19 protein-coding genes, 1 tRNA gene and 1 riboswitch are annotated in these 21,612 nt (G+C 73.2%); of the genes, 19 read left to right on the forward strand and 1 reads right to left on the reverse strand.

What is annotated here, in order from left to right:
- Positions 1–54: 54 nt before the first annotated feature.
- Entirely contained in the window at positions 55–687 is a 633-nt protein-coding gene (locus ACYVM4_RS16585; protein ID WP_460669246.1) for a vitamin K epoxide reductase family protein, read from the reverse strand.
- Between the two features lie 416 nt (positions 688–1,103).
- Here ACYVM4_RS16585 and ACYVM4_RS16590 point away from each other — a divergent pair, with 416 nt between their 5' ends.
- The 19 genes from ACYVM4_RS16590 (at position 1,104) to nrdH (ending at position 21,549) form a co-directional block, all read left to right on the forward strand.
- On the forward strand, positions 1,104–4,529 hold the full coding sequence (locus ACYVM4_RS16590; protein ID WP_460669247.1) for an Rne/Rng family ribonuclease: 3,426 nt from the start codon (positions 1,104–1,106) through the stop codon (positions 4,527–4,529).
- Positions 4,530–4,723: 194 nt separating this feature from the next.
- Positions 4,724–5,458, forward strand: coding sequence for a nuclear transport factor 2 family protein (locus tag ACYVM4_RS16595; RefSeq protein ID WP_460669248.1), 735 nt, complete (start codon positions 4,724–4,726; stop codon positions 5,456–5,458).
- Between the two features lie 54 nt (positions 5,459–5,512).
- A riboswitch (TPP riboswitch) is annotated at positions 5,513–5,606 on the forward strand.
- Entirely contained in the window at positions 5,598–6,473 is an 876-nt protein-coding gene (gene thiM, locus ACYVM4_RS16600; RefSeq protein ID WP_460669249.1) for a hydroxyethylthiazole kinase, read from the forward strand. Its footprint overlaps the riboswitch before it by 9 nt.
- On the forward strand, positions 6,470–7,153 hold the full coding sequence (gene thiE, locus ACYVM4_RS16605; protein ID WP_460669250.1) for a thiamine phosphate synthase: 684 nt from the start codon (positions 6,470–6,472) through the stop codon (positions 7,151–7,153). Before thiM ends, thiE begins: the two co-directional genes overlap by 4 nt.
- Positions 7,150–8,670, forward strand: a complete 1,521-nt coding sequence (locus tag ACYVM4_RS16610) for a bifunctional hydroxymethylpyrimidine kinase/phosphomethylpyrimidine kinase (RefSeq protein WP_460669251.1) — start codon at positions 7,150–7,152, stop codon at positions 8,668–8,670. Before thiE ends, ACYVM4_RS16610 begins: the two co-directional genes overlap by 4 nt.
- 220 nt (positions 8,671–8,890) lie before the next feature.
- Positions 8,891–9,202, forward strand: a complete 312-nt coding sequence (gene rplU, locus ACYVM4_RS16615) for a 50S ribosomal protein L21 (protein WP_017834600.1) — start codon at positions 8,891–8,893, stop codon at positions 9,200–9,202.
- Positions 9,203–9,262: 60 nt separating this feature from the next.
- On the forward strand, positions 9,263–9,520 hold the full coding sequence (gene rpmA, locus ACYVM4_RS16620; RefSeq protein WP_017834601.1) for a 50S ribosomal protein L27: 258 nt from the start codon (positions 9,263–9,265) through the stop codon (positions 9,518–9,520).
- Between the two features lie 154 nt (positions 9,521–9,674).
- Positions 9,675–11,243, forward strand: a complete 1,569-nt coding sequence (gene obgE / locus ACYVM4_RS16625) for a GTPase ObgE (protein ID WP_460669252.1) — start codon at positions 9,675–9,677, stop codon at positions 11,241–11,243.
- Between the two features lie 161 nt (positions 11,244–11,404).
- Positions 11,405–12,658 carry a glutamate 5-kinase gene (gene proB / locus ACYVM4_RS16630; protein WP_368819964.1) on the forward strand — a complete coding sequence of 418 codons (1,254 nt, stop codon included), beginning with the start codon at positions 11,405–11,407 and terminating at the stop codon, positions 12,656–12,658.
- Positions 12,655–14,013, forward strand: a complete 1,359-nt coding sequence (locus ACYVM4_RS16635) for a glutamate-5-semialdehyde dehydrogenase (protein ID WP_368819965.1) — start codon at positions 12,655–12,657, stop codon at positions 14,011–14,013. The genes proB and ACYVM4_RS16635 overlap by 4 nt, the downstream gene beginning before the upstream one ends.
- A gap of 123 nt (positions 14,014–14,136) precedes the next feature.
- The gene (locus ACYVM4_RS16640) at positions 14,137–14,385 is read left to right on the forward strand and encodes a hypothetical protein (RefSeq protein WP_368819966.1); all 249 of its coding nucleotides are present in this window, start codon (positions 14,137–14,139) and stop codon (positions 14,383–14,385) included.
- Positions 14,386–14,404: 19 nt separating this feature from the next.
- Entirely contained in the window at positions 14,405–15,127 is a 723-nt protein-coding gene (nadD, locus tag ACYVM4_RS16645) for a nicotinate-nucleotide adenylyltransferase (protein WP_438612785.1), read from the forward strand.
- Positions 15,127–15,984, forward strand: a complete 858-nt coding sequence (locus ACYVM4_RS16650) for a hypothetical protein (protein WP_460669253.1) — start codon at positions 15,127–15,129, stop codon at positions 15,982–15,984. Before nadD ends, ACYVM4_RS16650 begins: the two co-directional genes overlap by 1 nt.
- Positions 15,985–16,086: 102 nt before the next feature.
- The gene (gene rsfS, locus ACYVM4_RS16655) at positions 16,087–16,497 is read left to right on the forward strand and encodes a ribosome silencing factor (RefSeq protein ID WP_368819968.1); all 411 of its coding nucleotides are present in this window, start codon (positions 16,087–16,089) and stop codon (positions 16,495–16,497) included.
- A gap of 109 nt (positions 16,498–16,606) precedes the next feature.
- A tRNA-Ala gene (locus tag ACYVM4_RS16660) sits at positions 16,607–16,682 on the forward strand.
- 245 nt (positions 16,683–16,927) lie between these two features.
- Complete coding sequence (fdhA, locus tag ACYVM4_RS16665; protein ID WP_368820150.1) at positions 16,928–18,145, forward strand: formaldehyde dehydrogenase, glutathione-independent; 1,218 nt, start codon at positions 16,928–16,930, stop codon at positions 18,143–18,145.
- A gap of 158 nt (positions 18,146–18,303) precedes the next feature.
- Positions 18,304–19,374, forward strand: coding sequence for an App1 family protein (locus tag ACYVM4_RS16670; protein ID WP_368819969.1), 1,071 nt, complete (start codon positions 18,304–18,306; stop codon positions 19,372–19,374).
- 164 nt (positions 19,375–19,538) lie between these two features.
- Positions 19,539–21,014 carry an aldehyde dehydrogenase family protein gene (locus ACYVM4_RS16675; protein WP_460669254.1) on the forward strand — a complete coding sequence of 492 codons (1,476 nt, stop codon included), beginning with the start codon at positions 19,539–19,541 and terminating at the stop codon, positions 21,012–21,014.
- 298 nt (positions 21,015–21,312) lie between these two features.
- The gene (gene nrdH / locus ACYVM4_RS16680; RefSeq protein WP_017834611.1) at positions 21,313–21,549 is read left to right on the forward strand and encodes a glutaredoxin-like protein NrdH; all 237 of its coding nucleotides are present in this window, start codon (positions 21,313–21,315) and stop codon (positions 21,547–21,549) included.
- The last annotated feature ends 63 nt before the right edge of the window (positions 21,550–21,612 follow it).

Genomic DNA, 21,612 nt, shown 5'->3' on the forward strand with positions numbered 1-21,612 from the left:
TCGTCGGTGGCCGGGACCGTGCCGCGTCCAAGAAAGCGGCGGCCCCGGGCGGGCTCAGGCCGGGAAGATGACCCCGGCGAACCGGACCAGCACCGTCCCGAAGATCAGCACGAGCAGAGCCGCGGAGACGAACCACGCCCACTGGCCGGCGCCGCGCGCCACGCCGGTGGGCGCCGGCAGCACCCCGGCGCGCAGGTTGCGGGCCGTGGTGTGCACGAGCAGGACGGTCTGCATCACCCACACGAGCATGCAGTACAGGCACAGGGCGTTGATCTCGAAGGTGGTCTGCCACCACAGCCACAGCACGAAGACCCAGCCGAGGGTCACCCCGACCTGCAGCCCCCACCAGTACCAGGCGGCGAACCGGGCGCCGGCCAGCACCGCGAGCGCCACGGCCACGACGACCGCGTAGGCCACGATGCCGATGAACGGGTTGGGGAAGCCGAAGGCCTCCGCCTGGGGGGTGCGCATGACGGTGCCGCAGGACAGCCACGAGTTGATGTCGCAGCTGGTGCGGTGACCGGCGTCGAGGAAGAGCTGGAGCCGCTCGTACACCAGCGTGGCGGCGCCGTAGAAGCCCAGGAGGGCGGTCACGAGGGCCACGACGCCCCAGCGCCGGTCGGCCCGGGCGTCGTGGCCGTGGGACACGGCGGGGGAGTCGTCGAGGGTGGGAGGAGGGGAGGTCACACGCCGATCCTAGGCGATGGGCCCCGGAGCTCTCCCGGACCCGCGCGGGAGGGTCGCAAGCCGTGACGAGGCCAATCCGGCCCGGACCGGGACGTCTGTGAGATACTGGCCACGGTCGAGCCCGCCCGTACGCGGGATCTCGGCCCAGTCGGACTTCGACCCCAGGTCGGCAGGACCCGCGGCTCTCATCGGATTGAGCGCGTCCGCCGCCGGCTCAAGACCGTTGCCCTCGTGAGCAACGGCTCGAAGCCCCGGACTGGCTCGTTGCCGTCCCCGCCCGTTCGCGGGGTGTGCGGGACGCGACGGGTACGCACAGGACTTCTGGCCGCCGCGTGGACCCCCACCGGCGTTACGCCGACCAAGCCGTTGCGGGGACCGGGTACGGACGGCGTACCGCGGCAGGAGCACAGCTGTATATGGATGCCGAACAGGTGAACCAGGCCGGGGCGCAGGACGCTCTGGACGCTGGTCAGCAGAACACATCGGATGACGCACGCCGGGACCTCCCGGCGGCGGAGGGAACGGTGCAGGACACCGCCCCCGAGATCCCGGCCCAGGCGCCGGGTGACGACCTCGACGGGCCGTCGCAGGCCGCGCCGGACGCCGCCCCCGAGATCCCGGCCCAGGCGCCGGGTGACGTCCTCGACGAGCCGTCGCAGGCCGCGCCGGACGCCGCCCCGGAGATCCCGGCCCAGGCGCCGGGTGACGTCCTCGACGAGCCGTCGCAGGCCGCGCCGGACGCCGCCCCGGAGATCCCGGCCCAGGCGCCGGGTGACGTCCTCGACGGGCTGTCGGAGGCCGCGCAGCCCGTGCCGGACACTGCGCCGGCCACCGGCGACACCGCAGGGACCGACACCCTCGACGTCGCGCCCGGGACCGCGGTGCCCGGCGACGAGCGCCCCGGTGCGGTGGCCGAGGAGGCCGCGGCGCCCGAGAACCCCGCACCCGGCACCCCCGGTGCCGAGGAGGCCGCCGAGGGCGTGGAGCCCGCCGGCGAGGCCGAGGACCTGGGCCCGGAGGCCCCGTCCGCACCGGCGGAGGATGCGCCGAGCGGCGCCGGGCAGGACCCTGCCCCGGACGCCGACGAGGACACGGACGGCGAGGACACGGACGACGAGGACACCGACGACGACGGGGAGCCGCGCACGGCACTGGCCGCCGCCGTGACGGCGACCTCGCTGATGTTCCACGCCCCGGACCTCGACGAGCTGCGCGAGGCCGCTCAGCAGCGCGCCGCCCGCCGCCGGGAGGCGCGGCGCCGCCAGCAGGAGGAGAACGCCTCCGCCGAGGACCCGGGCGACGGTCCCGAGGAGCCGGACACGGCGGAGCTCGCCGACGAGGGCGAGGAGGCCGGACAGGGGTCGGGCGGGGGCGCCACCAGCCGACGCCGTCGGCGCCGCCGCCGCGGCGAGGTCGACATGGAGCTCGTGGGCGGCAGCGACGACGACCCGCCCAACACCGTGACCCGCGTCCGGGCGCCCCGCGCCGCGGAGACCGCCACGGCCGACGAGGTCGTGGCCGTGAAGGGCTCCACGCGGCTCGAGGCCAAGAAGCAGCGCCGGCGCGACTCCCGCCAGACCGGCCGCCGCCGCCAGGTGATCACCGAGGCGGAGTTCCTGGCCCGCCGCGAGTCCGTCGAGCGGCAGATGCTGGTCCGGCAGAAGGACAACCGGATCCAGATCGGCGTCCTGGAGGACGGCGTCCTGGCCGAGCACTTCGTCTCGCACACCCAGCAGGACTCCCTGATCGGCAACGTCTACGTGGGCAAGGTGCAGAACGTGCTGCCGTCCATGGAGGCCGCGTTCATCGACATCGGCCGGGGCCGCAACGCCGTGCTCTACGCCGGCGAGGTGAACTGGGACGCGTCGCGGGTCGAGGGCGGGCCCCGCCGCATCGAGGTCGCGCTGAAGTCCGGGGACTCGGTCCTGGTGCAGGTCACCAAGGACCCGGTGGGGCACAAGGGCGCCCGGCTCACGAGCCAGATCTCCCTGCCCGGCCGGTACCTGGTCTACGTCCCGGGCGGGTCGATGACCGGGATCTCCCGGAAGCTGCCCGACGTCGAGCGCGCCCGGCTCAAGAAGATCCTGAAGGACCGGCTGCCGGACGGGGCGGGAGTCATCGTCCGCACCGCCGCCGAGGGGGCCTCCGAGCAGGAGCTCACCCACGACATCAACCGGCTGCGCGCCCAGTGGGAGCAGATCCAGGAGCGGTCCGGGTCGACGAGGACGCTCGCGCCCGAGATGCTCTACGCGGAGCCGGACCTGACGATCAAGACGGTCCGCGACGTCTTCAACGAGGACTTCACCACCATGGTCGTCCAGGGCGACGAGGCGTGGGACAACATCGAGGCGTACGTGACCTACGTCGCGCCGGACCTGCTCGACCGGCTCCAGAAGTGGGACGAGGACGAGGACCTGTTCGTGAACTACCGCGTGGAGGAACAGATCCAGAAGGCGCTCGAGCGCAAGGTCTTCCTGCCCTCGGGCGGCTCGCTCGTGATCGACCGCACCGAGGCGATGACGGTGGTCGACGTGAACACCGGCAAGTTCACCGGGTCCGGCGGCAATCTCGAGGAGACCGTCACCAAGAACAACCTGGAGGCGGCCGAGGAGATCGTGCGGCAGCTGCGGCTGCGGGACATCGGCGGGATCATCGTGATCGACTTCATCGACATGGTGCTCGAAGCCAACCGGGACCTCGTGCTGCGCCGGCTGGTGGAGTGCCTGGGCCGCGACCGCACCAAGCACCAGGTGGCGGAGGTGACCTCGCTGGGCCTCGTGCAGATGACGCGCAAGCGCATGGGCACCGGCCTGCTCGAGGTGTTCTCCGAGCCGTGCGAGCACTGCGCCGGTCGCGGCGTGGTGGTCCACGACCACCCGCTCGAGGGCCGCTCCGGCGGCGCCACGGGCGAGTCCCGCGACCAGCGGCCGAACCGCACGGAGCGCAAGCGCGGACGCGGGGGCCGCAGCGAGCAGCAGCAACCGGCCCGGACGGAGCAGCGGTCCGCCGAGCCCGATCCCGCGGAGAGGGCCAAGGCCGAGGCCGCGCGGACGGCGTTCGCGACGATCGCCGCCGCCACCCACCACGAGGAGACCGCCGCGGAGACGGCGGAGCTCCCCGAGGAGACCGCCCAGCCGGCGGAGTCCCGGCCCGAGGGCTCGGGGCGCTCCCGGAAGAAGCGTCGCGGCAAGCGCAGCCGCAGCCGCGGACAAGGTGCGGAGAACGCCGCCGAGCAGCAGCCGGACGCGGGGGAGAGCCCCGCCCCGGCCGCACCGGACCAGGTGCCCGCGGACGGGTCACCGGCCGAGCCGGGATCGCGCCTGACGATCAACGGCGAGGTCATCGAGCTGCCGCAGGGCCACGCCGTCGTCGAGGAGCCCGCCGAGGCCCGGCCGCTGAGCCTGGACTCGCTCGCGGAGGTCTTCGGGCAGACGGAGCCGTCCGCCGGCTCCGTTCCCCAGGAGGCCACGGCTGAGGAGGTCACCCCCGAGGCGGTCACCGCCGCGCAGGAGGCCATGGCACGGGAGACAGCCGCGCAGGAGGCCGTGGCGCGGGCGAGCGCGGCGCAGCAGGCTCCCGCCCCGCCGGCGGCTCCGGAGCAGGCGAGCACCGAGCCGGCGCGGCCCCGTCGTCGCTCCCGGCGCGCTTCGGCCCCGGCGGCCCGGCCGGGCGAGGCCGAGGTGACCGCCGGCCAGGCGGCCGCCGCGGAGGGCGTTCGGCACGAGGCCAAGGCCGTCGCCCAGCGCTCCCCGCAGGACTCCTCCCGGCGGGCACCGACCGTCGTCGGCGTCGGCGTCAAGGCCGAGGACCTCACCAGCGGCAGGCCCGCCGACCGGGGCTGAGCCGCCCCGCCGGGCAGGACCACGGAGGACCCCGACCAGCACGGTCGGGGTCCTCCGTCGTCGCGGACCGTCACGGACCGTCCCGGCCTGCCCGGCCCCCGTGCGGCGGCGTACCGTGGTGCGCACCACAGCACACCCGGGGCCGCCGTCCCGTCCGCCGGGGAGAGCGGCCGCCCGTTCCAGGGAGCATCGCCATGACCAGTGCAGACACCATCCGCACAGCCGGCACGGACCTCTTCGTCCGCCGGGACCCGTCGGCCGTGGACCGCCACTACACGGAGGACTTCGTCCAGCACTCGCCGCTCGCGCCGGACGGGCGCGAGGGCCTCAGACAGTTCGTGCGCAGCATGCCCGACGACTTCCGCGTGGACCTCGTCCGGGTGCTCGACGACCACGGGACGGTGGTCGCCCACTCGGCCTACGCGGGACTCGGCCCGGAGCCCCTGGTCGGCTTCGACGTGTTCCGCGTGGACGACGGGCGGATCGCCGAGCACTGGGACGCCTTCGAGCCCCTGCGCACGGACTCCGACGGCGCCCGCCCCCAGCTCGACGGCCCCGTCGAGGTCACGGACCACGAGCGGACGCAGGACAACAAGCGCATCGCCGCCGAGTGGGTCGAGTCCGCCCTCGTCGCGGGCGACCGCCACGCCGTCCAGGACCACATGAGCCCCCGGGGCTGCACCGAGCACACCGTCCGCGCGCCGGACGGCCCGCAGCCCGCGTACCGGCGGCTGCGCCGGGTGGTCGGCGAGGGGAACTTCGTGCTGACCGTCGCGGAGGCCTCCCCCGGCGGCGACCGCGGTGACGGAGCCGCCGGCACGGTCGCCTGCTACGACCTCTGGCGCCTCGACGACGGCCGGATCGTGGAGCACTGGGGCGTGGCCCAACCGGTGCCCGAGCGGATGGCGCACGCCAACGGCATGTTCTGAGCCGGCGGCCGGGGTCCGTCCGCGTCCCGTTCCCACGCCGACTAGACTGGCAGGACACCTGACACGGGGTGCCGCACGAGCGGCTGAGAACACACCCGTCGAACCTGATCTAGCCAGTACTAGCGAAGGGATGTCGCAGATGCGCGATGCCGTACCCACGTCCGCCCGCACACGAGCAGCCGGGAGGCCGGCGCCGCCGGACCCCGCGCTCGCCGAGGACGCCGCCGCGGCCCTGGAGGACCTGCGCGCCGCGGCGCCGCTCGTGCAGTGCATCACCAATGCCGTGGTCACCAACTTCACCGCCAACGTGCTGCTCGCCGTGGGCGCGTCCCCGGCGATGACCGACATCCAGGGCGAGGGCGGGGTCTTCGCGGAGCTCGCCGACGGCCTGCTCGTCAACACCGGCACGCCCACCGCCGAGCAGCGCGGCGCCGCCTACGAGGCCGTCGGGGCCCGGCTCCGCGCGGGCCGGGCATGGGTCCTGGACCCGGTGGCGGTGGGCGCCCTGCCCGTGCGCACGGCGCTGGCCCGCGACCTGCTCGGGTTCCGGCCGGCGATCGTGCGCGGCAACGCCTCCGAGGTGATCGCCCTCGCCGGCGGCGCCGGAGGCCGCGGCACGGACGCCACCCACGGCGTGGACGCCGCCCGGGACGCCGCCGCGGCGCTCGCCGAGCGGGCCGGGGCGGCGGTGGCCGTTTCCGGGCCCGTGGACCTCGTGCGCTCCCCGGACGGCACGGTCGTCCGCGTGCCGCACGGCACGCCCCTGCTGACCCGCATCACCGGCGGCGGCTGCGCCCTGGGCGCCCTCATGGCCGCGTTCACCGCCGTGCGCGCGGATCCGGCCGCGGCGGCGGTGGCCGCCACCACGGTGTACACCCTCGCGGCTGAGGACGCGGCCGCCGACTCCGGCGGGCCAGGCTCCTTCGCCGTGGCGCTGCTGGACCGGCTGCACGCCGTCACGCCGGAGCGGGTCGCCGCCGGGGCGGAGCTCGTGCGCGAGGAGGGCGCCCGGTGAGCCCGCGCCTCGACCCCGCCGCCCTGGCCCTGCACCTCGTGACCGACACCGCCCTGAGCTCGCCCCGGACGGTCCCGGACGTCGTGGCGGCCGCCGTCCGCGGCGGCGCCACGATGGTCCAGGTCCGTGCGAAGGACGCCCCGGTCCGCGAGCTCGTCGCCCTCCTCACGGCCGTCGCCGAGCGCGTGGGCCGGGAGGTGCCCGTGCTCGTGGACGACCGCGCGGACGTCTACCTCGCCGCCCGCGCGGCCGGCGCCCCCGTGGCCGGGGTGCACGTCGGTCAGTCGGACCTGCCCGTGGCGCTCGCCCGGGAGATCTGCGGGCCCCACGCCCTGCTCGGCCTCAGCGCCGCCACGGCGGAGGAGCTCGACGCAGCCTCCGCCCTGCCCGCCGGGACGGTCGACTACCTGGGGGTCGGGGCGGTGCGGGCGACCCGCACGAAACCGGACCACCCCGAGCCGCTGGGCGTCGAGGGCTTCGCCCGCGCCGCGGGCCGCACGACCCTGCCCTGCCTGGCCATCGGCGGGGTGGAGGTCGGGGACGCCGCCGCCCTGCGCGCCGCCGGCGCCGCCGGGCTGGCCGTGGTCTCCGGGATCTGCGCCGCCCCCGATCCCGAGGCCGCGGCCGCCCGCTACGTGCGGGCCTTCGCCGCCCTGCCCGCCGAGGAGGTGGCCCGGTGACCGCCCGCGTGCCCCGAGTCCTGGCCATCGCCGGCACCGACCCCACGGGCGGCGCCGGCCAGCACGCCGACCTCAAGTCGATCGCCGCGATGGGCGGCTACGGGATGAGCGCCGTCACCGCCGTCGTCGTCCAGAACACCGTGGGCGTGCGCTCCATCCACGTCCCGCCGGTCGAGTTCCTCTCCGCCCAGCTCGACGCGGTCGCCGAGGACGTCGAGATCGACGCCGTCAAGATCGGGATGCTCGGCTCCGTGCCGGTCATCGAGGCCGTCGCCCGGTGGCTCGGGACCCACCGGCCGCCGGTCGTGGTCCTGGACCCCGTCATGGTCGCGACCTCCGGGGGGCGCCTGCTGGAGCGCGAGGCCGAGGACGCCCTGCGCTCGATGCTGGGCCTCGCCGACCTGATCACCCCGAACCTGCAGGAGCTCGCCGTGCTCGCCGAGGAGGACCCGGCGCCGTCGTGGGAGGAGGCCCTCGCACAGGGCCACCGCGTGGCCCGCGCCCACGGGACCCTGGTGCTCGTCAAGGGCGGGCACCTCGCCGGCGACCGGACGCCCGACGCCCTCGTGGGCCCGGACGGCCCGGAGCCCCTCGTGGCGTTCGACGGCGCCCGCGTGCCCACACAGAACTCCCACGGCACCGGGTGCTCCCTCTCCTCGGCCCTGGCCACGCTCCAGGTGCGGCACGGGCACTGGCCCCGGAGCCTGCGGATCGCCCGGGACTGGCTGCGCGGAGCCCTCGAGGCCGCCGGGGAGCTCTCGGTCGGCCACGGGAGCGGTCCCGTCCACCACTTCCACCACGTCCAGGACGCCCTCGAGGCCTGGGGCACGGCGCCGGAGCGGTTCAGCGACGAGCTGTGGGAGGCCTCCGCGGCCGTGCGGCGCGAGATCGAGGAGCTCGAGTTCGTCCGCCTCCTCGGCGACGGCCGGCTGGAGCCGGACCGCTTCCTCGCCTACCTCGACCAGGACCTGCAGTACCTCGACGGCTACAGCCGGGCGCTCGCCCTGCTGGCGGCCAGGGCGCCCGACGAGGAGCAGCGGCTGTTCTTCGCGGCCGGCGCCGTGGCCTGCACCGAGACCGAGGCGCAGCTGCACCGGGCCCGGCTGCAGCACGCGGGGGACGGCGGTGGCCGGGACGGGCTCGGCGAGGTGACGCGGCGCTACACCACGTTCCTGCTCGCGGCCACCGCGGCGGAGCCCTACCCGGTCGGTCTCGCCGCCGTGCTGCCGTGCTACTGGGTCTACGCGGACGTGGGACGCCACCTGGGCGAGCTCGCCGCGGCCGGCGGGCCCGACGAGCACCCCTACGCGGACTGGCTGGCCACCTACGCGGACGAGGGGTTCCAGGAGGCCACCCGCACGGCCCGCCGGCTGCTCGACGACGCCGCCCGCGAGGCCCCGGCGGACGTCCGGAACCGGATGCGGGAGGTGTTCCTGGAGGCCTGCGCGCTCGAGCGGGACTTCTTCGCCGCGCCGGTGGCGGAGCGCCGGTTGGCGGGTGCTGACCGGATCGAGTAGTCTTGATCTTCGGTGCCATGCCGGTGCGCGCGTGTAAAAACTCGACACCCCACCTGGCGGCACATGCGGGTGCAGTTCCTGAATTGCGGCGAACCTGCGCTGACCTCGGCCTAGTCCCACGGGCCGGTCACCGACAGCTCGTCTCAACGTCGTTGGTCCTGACAGGTATGCGCTCGACCCACACTGTTTACACATGACGTCGAGAGAAGTGAGTTCCCAAGTGGTGTACGCGATTGTCCGCGCTGGCGGCCGCCAGGAAAAGGTTTCCGTCGGAGACCTCGTTACCCTTGACCGCGTCGCCGGCGGAGCAGGCAGCACCATCGAGCTCCCTGCCCTGCTGCTGGTCGACGGGGACAAGATCACCTCGGATGCCCAGACCCTGGCGAGCGTCAAGGTCACGGCCGAGATCGTCGAGAACCTCCGCGGTCCCAAGATCTCCATCCAGAAGTTCAAGAACAAGACCGGCTACAAGAAGCGCCAGGGCTTCCGTGCCGAGCTGACCACCGTGAAGGTGACCGGCATCGACGCCTGACCGGCCCGGTCCCCGTCCAGACTCCACCAGCCAGTAAAGACCCGAAGGTAGGCACACCTCATGGCACACAAGAAGGGCGCGAGCTCCACTCGCAACGGTCGCGACTCCAACGCGCAGTACCTCGGCGTGAAGCGCTTCGGCGGCCAGACCGTCAACGCCGGCGAGATCCTCGTCCGGCAGCGCGGCACGCACTTCCACCCCGGCCTGAACGTCGGCCGCGGTGGCGACGACACCCTGTTCGCCCTGGCCGCCGGCCAGGTCGAGTTCGGCACCCGCCGGGGCCGCAAGGTCGTCAACATCCAGGCTGCCGCAGAGTAGTCGACAGGGCCGGCCCAGCCGGCCCCGGTGCGGGTCCCGACCCGCACCACCCATGTTTGGTCTGTAGAGGGTGGGTGCGTCCAGCGCCCGCCCTCTACAGTTTTAACGTGGCCCGTGCGCGGGCCCGACCGTTCTTGAACCAGAGGAGTTCCCCGTGGCCAGTTTCGTCGACCGCGTCGTCCTGCACGTCTCCGGCGGCTCCGGCGGGCACGGCTGCGTGTCCATCCGCCGCGAGAAGTTCAAGCCGCTCGGCGGGCCGGACGGTGGCAACGGGGGAGACGGCGGCAGCGTAATCCTGCGCGTGGACGGTCAGACCACCACGCTGCTGAACTACCACCACGCCCCCCACCAGTCCGCCCCCAACGGAGGACCCGGCAAGGGGGACCTCCGCCACGGGCACAAGGGCGAGGACCTCGTCCTGTCCGTCCCCGACGGCACCGTGGTCAAGGACCAGGAGGGCAACGTCCTGGCCGACCTGGTGGGACAGGGCTCCGAGTTCGTGGCCGCCCCCGGGGGGCAGGGCGGGCTGGGCAACGCCGCGCTGGCCTCGGTCAAGCGCAAGGCCCCCGGCTTCGCGCTCCTCGGCACGCCGGGCTCGGGCCGCGACGTGGTCCTGGAGCTGAAGTCCATCGCCGACATCGCCCTGGTCGGCTATCCCTCCGCCGGCAAGTCCAGCCTCATCGCCGCGATCAGCGCCGCCCGCCCCAAGATCGCCGACTACCCGTTCACCACGCTCGTCCCGAACCTCGGCGTGGTGGAGGCCGGGGACGTGCGCTACACCGTGGCCGACGTCCCGGGGCTGATCCCCGGCGCCTCCGAGGGCAAGGGCCTGGGGCTCGAGTTCCTCCGACACGTCGAACGCTGCGCCGCGCTCGTCCACGTCCTCGACTGCGCCACCCTCGAGCCCGGGCGCGACCCGGTCTCCGACCTCGAGACGATCGAGGCGGAGCTCGCCGGCTACGCCGTGGACGGCGACCTCGACGGCGGACAGGCGGTGCCCCTCAACGACCGGCCCCGCCTCGTGGTGCTGAACAAGATCGACGTCCCCGAGGCCCGGGACCTCGCCGAGTTCGTCCGGCCCGAGCTCGAGTCCCGCGGCTACCGCGTGTTCGAGGTCTCCACCGCTTCCCACGAGGGGCTGCGGCCGCTGACCTTCGCCATGGGCGAGGTCGTGCAGGAGGCCCGGGCGGCGCATCCCGCCCCGTCGGAGGCCCCGCGGGTCGTGCTGCGCCCCAAGGGGGTGCGCGGCCCCGAGTTCACCATCACCCGCGAGGAGCGCAACCTCGAGCCGCTGTGGCACGTGCGCGGCGAGAAGCCCGACCGCTGGATCCTGCAGACGGACTTCAACAACGAGGAGGCCGTCGGCTACCTCGCCGACCGGCTCGCGAAGCTCGGCGTCGAGACGGAGCTGTTCAAGCAGGGCGCCCGGCCCGGCGACGCCGTGCTCATCGGCCCCGAGGACGACGGCGTGGTCTTCGACTGGGAGCCCACCATGGTCGGCGGCGCCGAGCTGCTGGCCGGGCCCCGCGGCACCGACCTGCGCTTCGCCGACATCGACCGTCCCACCCGCGAGCAGAAGCGCCAGCAGTACCAGGACCGCAAGGACGCCAAGGCCGCCGCCCGCGCCGAGCTCGAGGCCGAGCGCTCCGCCGGGGTGTGGACCGAGTCGGTCGACGCCCGGCGCGGCGAGGCCGCGGGCGGCCCCGGCACCGACGACGACTGAGCGCACCCGCGGGGCGGACCGCGCCCGCACGCACGGGACGCCCCGCGGCCACGGCCAGACGACCGACCCGGCACACCGACCGACCCGGCACACCGACTGACCCGACACACCGACTGACCCGACACACCGACGACGCCCACCGGACGAGGGAGACGCCCAGGATGAACGAGCAGACGAAAGCGATCGACGTCGAGCAGCTCGAGGAGGTCGCGGAGAAGTCCGCGGTCCAGCTCAGCAGCGAGAACCGCGGCAAGAACCGGCGCAGTCCCATCGAGCGCCGGGATGACATCCCGCGTGCCCACCGCGTGGTGGTCAAGGTCGGTTCGTCCTCGCTGACGTCCATCGAGAGCTCGATCGACGAGCAGGCCGTGCGGATGATCGTGGACGCCCTGGGCGAGACGAAGGCGCGCGGCATCGAGATCGTGTTCGTCTCCTCGGGCGCCATCACGGCGGGCCTGGCGCCCCTGGGGCTGTCCCGGCGGCCCAAGAACCTGGCCGGCAAGCAGGCGGCCGCCGCCGTGGGCCAGGGACTGCTCATGGGCCGCTACATCGAGTCCTTCGCCCGCTACGGCGTCACCGTGGGCCAGGTGCTGGTCACCGCGGAGGACCTGATGCGCCGCAGCAGCTACAAGAACACCCACCGCCAGATCGAGCGGCTCCTGGACTTCGGCGTGCTGCCCATCGTCAACGAGAACGACGCCGTGTCCAGCCAGGAGATCAAGTTCGGCGACAACGACCGGATCGCCGCCCTGATCGCCCACCTAATCAAGGCCGACGTCCTGCTGCTGCTCTCCGACGTCGACGCCCTCTACACCATGGACCCCCGCAAGGGCGGGGAGCGGATCCCGGTGGTCAACGACCCCATCAAGGACCTCGAGGGCGTGCAGATCGGGTCGATCGGCCGCGCCGGCGTCGGCTCCGGCGGCATGGTCACCAAGGTCCAGGCCGCCCGGATCGCTGCGGCCTCGGGCATCCCCGCGCTCGTCACCTCGGCGCAGAACATCACCCGCGCCCTGGACGGCGAGGACGTCGGCACCTGGTTCGCGACCTCCGGCGGACGCCGCAACGTCCGGCTGCTGTGGCTGGCCCACCTCGCGGACATCAAGGGCTCCCTGACCCTGGACCCGGGCGCCGTCGAGGCGATCCGCGACCGCAACTCCCTGCTGGCCGCCGGGGTCACCGGCGTGTCCGGCACCTTCGAGGCGGGGGAGCCCGTCTCGCTGCGGGACCAGGAGGGCAAGGAGATCGCGCACGGGCTGAGCAACTACTCCTCGGACGAGATCCCGCCGATGCTCGGCAAGTCCACCTCCGTGCTGGCGGAGGAGCTCGGGGACGACTACAGCCGGGAGCTCGTGCACGTGGACAACCTCGTGGTTCTGCGGGCCCGCGGCGCACGGACTAAACTGACGAAATGACTTCCGCCGCACACGATTCCGTGACCACCGACGAAGCCACCCGCCCGACCGGCAAGGCGGTCGTGTCCGACCACGGCATTGTCGCCACCTTCGGGGAGGACCCCGTCGCCGGTGTCGCCGCCATGGCCGACGACGCCCGGGACGCCGCCCGCGTGCTCGGCCGCGCCACCCGGGCCTGGAAGGACCGCGCGCTGCTCGCCATCGCCGACCGCATCGAGCGCAAGCAGGACGTGGTGCTCGCCGCGAACGCCAGGGACCTCGAGCGCGGCCGCGTGAACGGGACCTCCACGGCCCTCCTGGACCGGCTGAAGCTGGACGCCGAGCGGATCACCGGCCTGGCCGAGAGCCTACGCGAGCTGGCCGCCCTGCCCGACCCCGTGGGCGGCTTCGTCCGCGGCAGCACCCTGCCCAACGGCCTGCGGATGCGCCAGGTGCGCGTGCCGATGGGCGTGGTCGGAGCCATCTACGAGGCCCGCCCGAACGTGACCGTGGACATCGCCGGCATCGCCCTGAAGTCCGGCAACGCGGTGCTGCTGCGCGGCGGCTCGGCCGCGGAGGAGAGCAACCGTGCCCTCGTGGGCATCATCCGGGACTCCCTCGCCGACGTGAAGCTGCCCGTGGACTCCGTGCAGAGCGTCGACGAGTACGGCCGCGAGGGCGCCAACGCGCTGATGGCGGCCCGCGGAAAGGTCGACGTCCTCATCCCGCGCGGCGGGCACGGGCTGATCCAGTCCGTCGTCCAGAACGCCAAGGTCCCCGTCATCGAGACCGGTGAGGGCAACGTCCACGTCTTCGTCGACCGCTCGGCGTCGAAGGACATGGCTGTGAAGGTGGTCGTCAACTCCAAGACCCACCGCACGAGCACGTGCAACACCACGGAGACCCTCCTGATGCACAGCGGGTTCGAGCACGGGGCCGCCGTGCTGGCGGCCCTCGACCGGGCCGGCGTCACGCTGCACGTGGACGAGCGGGCCGAGACCATGCTGCCGGCCGGCAGCCACCACCTGCGCGCCACCGACGAGGACTGGGCCACCGAGTACCTGTCCATGGACCTCGCCGTGAAGGTGGTGGACTCCCTGGGCGAGGCGCTCGAGCACATCGACCGGTGGTCCACGCGGCACACGGAGGCGATCGTGACCAACGACCTCGCGGCCGCCGAGCGGTTCGTCGCCGAGATCGACGCCGCCGCGGTCATGGTCAACGCCTCCACCCGCTTCACCGACGGCGGCCAGCTGGGCCTCGGGGCCGAGATCGGCATCTCCACCCAGAAGATGCACGCACGCGGACCCATGGGCCTGGAGGAGCTGACCACCACGAAGTGGATCGTCCAGGGCGACGGGCACGTCCGCTCCTGAGTCCCGGACGCGGCGGGCCCGCCGCGGATTCAGTACGATGAGAGCCGTCCGGGCCCGCCGGCCGAGGCGGCACGGGCCGCTCACCGACCACCCGCCGCGACGCCGGCGCCAGAAGGGATCCCCATGTTCCAGCAGACCGTCACCACCGTCCTCGCCGCCGCCGAGGGCGGGCACGCCGCCGCCGAGGCCGGAGTCCCCCCCGAGGTCTGGGGCATCTCCGTGTTCGTCGTGCTCATCGGACTCATGGTGGTGACGCTCTCCTTCGCCAACCGCGGGCTCAGCCCGGAGGTCGGCCAGCATCAGGATCCCGCCGACCTGCCCGCGGACGAGCGGGCCATGCTCGACGAGTACGCCGCCAAGCGCCACGGCTGAGCCGGGGAACCCCACCGTCGTGACGACCGCTTCGCAGGACACCGCCGCCCGGACCCGGGACCTGCCCCTCACGGGCACGGCCGTCCCGCCCCGGACGCCGGGCCGCACCCGCCTCGGCGTCATGGGCGGGACGTTCGACCCCATCCACCACGGCCACCTCGTGGCCGCGTCCGAGGTGGCCGGGGAGTTCGACCTCGACGAGGTCGTGTTCGTCCCCACCGGGCGACCCTGGCAGAAGGCCGCCGGGGCGGTGAGCCCCGCGGAGCACCGCTACCTCATGACGGTGATCGCCACGGCCTCCAACCCGCGGTTCACGGTCAGCCGGGTGGACATCGAGCGCGACGGTCCCACGTTCACGGTCGACACCCTGCGCGACCTCAAGCACCAGCGCCCGGAGGCCGACCTGTTCTTCATCACGGGCGCGGACGTCATGGGGGAGATCCTGACCTGGAAGGGCGCCGCAGAGCTCTGGCAGCTCGCCCACTTCGTCGGCGTCACCCGGCCGGGCCACGACCTCGCCGCACCTGTGGGGTCCAGCGGCGTGAACCTGCTCGAGGTGCCCGCGATGGCGATCTCGTCCACGGACTGCCGCACCCGGGTGGCCGAGCACAAGCCCGTCTGGTACCTCGTGCCCGACGGCGTGGTCCAGTACATCAACAAGTACGGCCTCTACCTCGGCCCCGGGGACGAGACGGCGCCGGACCACGTCGGCGCCCGCGGTGTCTCGGCGAAGGCGCCCTGATGGCCGGCGAGGACGACGCGCGGGACGGCGCCGCACCGGACGACCGGACCCCGGCGCCGCCCCCCGCCGGGCCGGCCCCCATCATCGACCTCGGCGGTGAAGCCGTGCCGGTCCGCCCCGTCAAGCCCCTCGGGCCCCGGCGGCTGGCCCGCCTGCAGCGTGAGCTGGCGGAGCGGACCCGCGAGCTCGAGGAGGCCGGCGGCAGCCCCGGGGATCCGGAGCTGCTCGAGAAGCAGCGCCGGTTCGCGGAGCTCGCCGCCCAGGCCGGGGCCGCGCAGGCCGACCCCGGCACCGGCACCGCCGTCCAGGAGCCGGTCGTCCCGGAGACCGCGGCGCCTGGTTCCGCACCGTCCTCCTCCGCACCGGGTCCGTCGGCCCCGCCGGAGGACCAGCAGGAGCTGCTCGAGCAGATCACCGTCGTGTTCCCCGATGGCGGCGGTCCGGGCGGGCCGGACGGGCACGTGTCCCACGACCCGGTGCACGTCGACCCGGCCCTGTTCAGCAACCGGCTCGCTCCGGAGGACCTGGCCGCGCTCACGCACATCGAGATCGTCGCGCCCACGGACGCCGAGCACCACGGCTCCCACGCCTCCACGTCGCCCGCCCCGGTTGCCGGCCACGAGGAGCCGGGGCACGCCGACGACCCACCGGCGGCTCCGCCCGAACCGGCCCCGGAGCCCGCGGGGTCGTGGGCCGACGACGAGCCGCCGGCCGCGCCCGTGCCGGCCAGCACCGCCGAGGGGCTCGAGCTGCTCGAGCCGCGGGAGTACCGGCGCCGCGCGAGCAGCGCCTGGTGGGTCCTGCTGCTAGCGGTGCTCGCGGCCCTCGCCGTCGTGCTCGTGCTCTTCGTGCTCTGAGCGCACCACCTGCTGTCCCGCACCACACCTTCCTGCACCACTCGTCCACTTCCATCCGTCCCCAGGGGACGGAACCTCCGGTTCGCCGGGAAAGGATCCTCCTTGACTGTCAACGATCTCTCCCTTTCCATCCTCCGGGTCGCGGCCGCCGCGGCCGACGCCAAGCAGGCCCACGACATCGTGGCCCTCGACGTGAGCGAGGCCCTGGGCATCACCGACGCCTTCCTCGTCGCCTCCGCCTCCAACGAGCGGCTCGTCAACGCCGTGGTCGACGAGATCGAGGAGAAGCTGGTCGAGCAGCTCGAGCTTCGCCCGATCCGCCGCGAGGGCCGCTCCGAGGGGCGCTGGGTGCTCCTGGACTACGGCGACGTGGTCATCCACGTCCAGCACGACGAGGACCGGGCGTTCTACGCCCTCGAGCGGCTGTGGCGGGACAGCCCCGTGGTGGACCTCGGGCCGGTCACGGGCCAGGCTGCTCCGGCCCCCGCCGCCGACGATTTGCCTGGAGCCTGATCGACTGCCTACTATGAATGCGTTGCCCAGCGAGGTGCTGGATCAACCGGAAACGGGTGCCGAGAGGGACTCATTCGAGGTTGTGATAATGTCTCCGAGGTAACGACCTGGGGCTGTGGCGCAGCTGGTAGCGCATTTGCATGGCATGCAAAGGGTCAGGGGTTCGAGTCCCCTCAGCTCCACCAGGCCGAAAGAGCCCGTTCCGCATCGCGCGGAGCGGGCTCTTTCGCTTTTCGTTTTCTCAGCTGCTCTCCCTTCCGCTCGTTGACGCGTCCTGTTAGCGTCAGCACAACCGGCGGCCGTTCTCCGTGACCTGGCTCACAGTGAGCCCAGGGCTACAGCGTGACGAGTTCCGTCGGAGACGAGGGCGTCGGTGGTGGAGACCTGCTGCGGACGCCCGTGACGGACATCCACCACGGAAGAGGTCATGATGGCAGGGAACAGAGCGGTTGCCTACAAGGGTCCCGGCAAGGTCGAGGTCATCGACACCGAGTACCCGGAGTTCGATCTCAAGGACGCGCCGGGGATCAACCCGGCCAACATCGGCCGGAAGGTCCCGCACGGAGTCATCCTCCGGACCGTGGCCACCAACATCTGCGGCTCGGACCAGCACATGGTCCGCGGGCGCACCACTGCCCCGACGGACCTGGTCCTCGGTCACGAGATCACGGGCGAGGTCGTCGAGTGCGGGCCGGACGTCGAGTTCATCCAGGTCGGGGACATCGTCTCCGTCCCGTTCAACATCTCCTGCGGCCGGTGCCGCAACTGTAAGGAGCGCAAGACCGGCATCTGCCTCAACGTCAACCCGGACCGGCCGGGCTCCGCCTACGGCTACGTGGACATGGGCGGCTGGGTCGGTGGTCAGGCCGAGTACGTGCTGGTGCCCTACGCGGACTGGAACCTGCTGAAGTTCCCGGACCGGGACCAGGCCCTGGAGAAGATCATGGACCTGACCATGCTCTCCGACATCCTGCCCACCGGCTACCACGGCGTGGTCACGGCAGGAGTGGGCGTGGGGTCCACGGTCTACATCGCCGGTGCCGGGCCGGTGGGCCTGGCCGCGGCGGCCTCGGCGCACCTGCTGGGGGCCGCGGTGGTGATCGTGGGAGACATGAACGAGCAGCGCCTGGCCCAGGCCCGCAGCTTCGGCTGCGAGACCGTGGACGTCTCCCAGGGCGCCCCGGCCGACCAGATCGAGCAGATCCTGGGGGTCCCGGAGGTCGACTGCGGCGTGGACGCCGTCGGCTTCGAGGCCCGCGGGCACGGCAAGGACGCCTCGCACGAGGCCCCGGCCACCGTGCTCAACTCCCTGATGGACATCACCGCCGCCGGCGGGGCGCTGGGCATCCCGGGCCTGTACGTCACCGGGGACCCCGGAGCGGTGGACGAGGCAGCGAAGAAGGGTTCCCTGTCGATCAGCCTCGGCACCGGATGGGCGAAGTCGCTGTCCTTCACCACCGGGCAGTGCCCGGTCATGAAGTACAACCGGCAGCTGATGATGGCGATCCTGCACGACAAGATCCAGATCGCCAAGGCCGTCAACGCGAAGGCCATCCCGCTGGAGGAGGCGCCGCAGGGCTACGCCGAGTTCGACGCCGGGGCCGCCACCAAGTACGTGCTCAACCCCAACGGCTACATCAAGAACTGATGCCGGGGTGACCGCCGGGCACGTGCTCGACCCCCGGCGGCCGGATCGAGAACCAGCCCGCGGGACGGAGCGCGCCCGCGGGGCGGGGCGGACCGGAGGCCCGGTCCGCCCCGCGGGCGCCGCCGCATCCTGGGTGTGCGCTGTGGAACACTGGGCGCATGGCCAAGAAAACCAGCAGCTCGGAGCTGAAGCAGACCGTCGACCAGGTCACCGAGGAAGCCATCAACGTGGGCTACCGCCTCGAGCAGCGGCTCCACCGGTTCCGCCAGCGGCGCGCCGAGGCCCGCGGTGACATCCCGGTCATGGTGGCCTTCGAGGGGTACGGCTCCCAGCACCACGTGCGGGTCCTGGGCCGGGCCCTGCTGAAGACCCGGGGACTCATCGAGTCCACCGACGAGAGCGCCGAGTCCATCCGCGGCTGGCGCTCGTTCACGGCCGTGCCCATCGCCTTCGCGCACATCAACGTCTGGATCGACGAGTTCGAGTTCCACCTGGTGGCCGACAGGGGCGGTGTGGTCGACGTCGACCTCCAGGTGTCCCTGGCCCCGGGCGAGCACACCGTGTGGATGCAGACGGAGGGCTCCGAGACGGTCGAGGCCCGCGTGTTCGTCGTGGCCGACGAGCAGCGGATCGGGGTGGTCTCCGACGTCGACGACACCGTCATGGTCACGGCCCTGCCCCGGCCCATGCTGGCGGCCTGGAACTCCTTCGTGCTCAACGAGCACGCCCGCACGCCCACTCCGGGAATGGCGGTCATGATGGACCGGCTGCTGCACCGCCACCACGAGGCGCCGTTCCTCTACCTCTCCACGGGGGCGTGGAACGTGGCGCCCACCCTGCGCCGCTTCCTCACGCGCAACGCCTATCCGGCCGGGGCGCTGCTGCTCACCGACTGGGGCCCCACCACGGACCGGTGGTTCCGGGCCGGGGCCGCGCACAAGGTGCAGAACCTCGAGCGGCTGGCCCGCAACTTCCCCCACGTGCGGTGGATCCTCATCGGCGACGACGGCCAGCACGACCCCGAGATCTACAGCGGCTTCGTGCACCGCTACCCCGAGCACGTGGCCGCCATCGTGATCCGCAACCTGTCCCCGGCGGAGGCCGTGCTGGCCGGCACCCCGCTGGTCAACGAGGAACGGCGGGTGACCATCCCCGAGGGCACCCTCTGGATCGAGGGCAACGACGGCGCGTCGATCTCCCGGCAGCTCGCGGAGCACGGCCTGCTCTGACCGACGGCCGGCCCGGGCCGTCCGTGCTGCCCCGGCTGTCTGTGCTGTTCCGGCTGACGGTGCGGCCCTGGCCGTCCTCGTCGCCCTTGACTGTCGGGGCAGCCCTGACCGGCCGTGCCGCCCCGGCGGTCTGTGGCGTCCGAGCCGGGCCCTACCCTGGAGCCATGACCAGCACCCGCAGCACCACCCCCGCCTCTGCACCGCCGGACGTCTCGGCAGACTTCCCCGCCGTCGACGCCGCCGTCGACCGCGCCCGGGCGGCCTTCGTCCCCGACGTCGACCTCGCGACCCGGCTGGACCGGCTGCACCGGCTCGAGGACCTCGTGCGGGAGAACCGGACGGTGCTCGAGGAGGCGTTGGCCGCCGACCTCGGCAAGCCCCCGGCGGAGGCGTGGCTGACCGAGCTCGGCTTCACGCTCGACGAGATCGCCGGGATCCGCAAGGAGCTCGGCCGCTGGATGACTCCCACCCGGGTCCCCGTCCCGCTGAGCCTCGCCCCGGCCCGCACCCACGTGGAGCACCAGCCGCTCGGGACCGTGCTCGTGATGGCGCCGTGGAACTACCCCGTCCAGCTCGTCCTGAGCCCCCTGGCGGGAGCGCTCGCGGCCGGCAACACCGTCGTCGTCAAGCCCTCCGAGGTCTCCGCGACCGTCTCCGGGGTGCTGGCCGGGCTGCTCGAGCGCTACCTCGGGGACTGCGTGAGCGTGGTCGAGGGTGGCGTCCCGGAGACCACGCGGCTGCTCGAGCACCGCTTCGACCACGTCTTCTACACCGGCAACGGGTCGGTGGCCCGGGTCGTGATGGCGGCCGCCGCCCGGCACCTGACCCCGGTGACCCTCGAGCTGGGCGGGAAGTCCCCGGTATGGGTGGACGGCTCGACCGACCTGCGGACCGCCGCCCGGCGGATCGTGTGGGGGAAGTTCCTCAACGCCGGCCAGACCTGCGTGGCCCCGGACCACGTGCTCGGCACCCCCGAGACGCTCGCCGCCCTCGAGCCGGAGCTGGTGCGGGCGGTGGAGGAGCACTACGGCGAGGACCCGTCCCGCAGCGACTCCTACGGGCGGATCGTCACCGGGCGCCACCTCGACCGGCTGACCGGGCTCCTGGACCGGGTCCCCGCTCACGACGTCGTCTGCGGCGGGACGGCGGAGCCGGGGGAGCGCTACCTCGCGCCCACGGTGGTGCGCTCCGCCCCGGACGGTCCGCTCATGGAGGAGGAGCTCTTCGGGCCCGTGCTCCCCCTGGTGCCGGTCGCCTCCGCCGAGCACGCCATTGAGCTGATCACCGCCCGGGACAAGCCGCTGGCCCTCTACGTGTTCACCGAGGAGCGGTCGGTCAAGGAACTGTTCCGCCGGCGCACGTCCTCCGGCGGACTGTCCTTCAACGCCCCGCTGCTGCACCTGACCAGCCCCGCGCTGCCGTTCGGCGGGGTGGGGGAGAGCGGCACCGGCGCCTACCACGGGAAGTTCTCGTTCACGACGTTCTCCCACGCGCGCGCGGTCCTGGACAAGCCGCTCGCCCCCGACACGCTGCGGGTCGTCTACCCGCCCTACCGGGGACTGCGGGCCCGGCTCGCCGCCGCGGCGGTCGGGCTGCGCCGGCCCCGCCGCCGGAGCCGACACGCCGTGTCCGAAAATTAATCCTGTCCACCGGCCGGGGGCCCGGCGGTGCACACAGCCTGTGCACAACGGGACCCCGGCGGCGGAAATCCGCGATCCCCCGCGGAGGTCCCCTGTGGATGGTCAGCGGTCGTTCTGGGGATAGCGAGAAGGGAGCTGTGGACAACCCGCACCACTGCATCTAGGGGTCGCTTCCCCTTCCTGGCACTAGATGTAGTATTGAAATCAGCCACCCGGAGAGACCCCTTCACCGCCGCAGAGACTGCGGAAGTCCCGGATCTCCCCCACAAACCACCCGATCGACCAAGGGGAAACAGTGATGTCCGTGACCGTGTACAGCAAGCCGGCCTGCGTCCAGTGCAATGCCACCTACCGGGCCCTGACCAAGAAGGGCATCGAGTACAACGTCGTCGACGTCACCGAGGACGAGGCCGCCCTGGCCCACGTCCTGGCCCTCGGCTACCAGCAGGTCCCGGTCGTCGAGACGGCGACCGAGCACTGGTCCGGCTACCGTCCGGACAAGATCACGTCCCTGGCCGTCCTCCTCTCGGCCTGAGGCCGGCGCGCCGCCCGCTTCCCCGCGGCGCCCCGGCCCTCCACCCACGACCCCATTTCGGAG

The sequence above is a fragment of the Kocuria himachalensis genome (assembly GCF_054784195.1).

What these genes read in the sequence shown, in the direction of transcription:
- ACYVM4_RS16590 (WP_460669247.1), top strand. Translation starts at nt 1,104, where the DNA reads ATGGATGCCGAACAGGTGAACCAGGCCGGGGCGCAGGACGCTCTGGAC.
- ACYVM4_RS16595 (WP_460669248.1), top strand. Translation starts at nt 4,724, where the DNA reads ATGACCAGTGCAGACACCATCCGCACAGCCGGCACGGACCTCTTCGTC.
- thiM (WP_460669249.1), top strand. Translation starts at nt 5,598, where the DNA reads ATGCGCGATGCCGTACCCACGTCCGCCCGCACACGAGCAGCCGGGAGG.
- rpmA (WP_017834601.1), top strand. Translation starts at nt 9,263, where the DNA reads ATGGCACACAAGAAGGGCGCGAGCTCCACTCGCAACGGTCGCGACTCC.
- proB (WP_368819964.1), top strand. Translation starts at nt 11,405, where the DNA reads ATGAACGAGCAGACGAAAGCGATCGACGTCGAGCAGCTCGAGGAGGTC.
- ACYVM4_RS16635 (WP_368819965.1), top strand. Translation starts at nt 12,655, where the DNA reads ATGACTTCCGCCGCACACGATTCCGTGACCACCGACGAAGCCACCCGC.
- ACYVM4_RS16640 (WP_368819966.1), top strand. Translation starts at nt 14,137, where the DNA reads ATGTTCCAGCAGACCGTCACCACCGTCCTCGCCGCCGCCGAGGGCGGG.
- ACYVM4_RS16650 (WP_460669253.1), top strand. Translation starts at nt 15,127, where the DNA reads ATGGCCGGCGAGGACGACGCGCGGGACGGCGCCGCACCGGACGACCGG.
- fdhA (WP_368820150.1), top strand. Translation starts at nt 16,928, where the DNA reads ATGGCAGGGAACAGAGCGGTTGCCTACAAGGGTCCCGGCAAGGTCGAG.
- ACYVM4_RS16670 (WP_368819969.1), top strand. Translation starts at nt 18,304, where the DNA reads ATGGCCAAGAAAACCAGCAGCTCGGAGCTGAAGCAGACCGTCGACCAG.
- ACYVM4_RS16675 (WP_460669254.1), top strand. Translation starts at nt 19,539, where the DNA reads ATGACCAGCACCCGCAGCACCACCCCCGCCTCTGCACCGCCGGACGTC.
- nrdH (WP_017834611.1), top strand. Translation starts at nt 21,313, where the DNA reads ATGTCCGTGACCGTGTACAGCAAGCCGGCCTGCGTCCAGTGCAATGCC.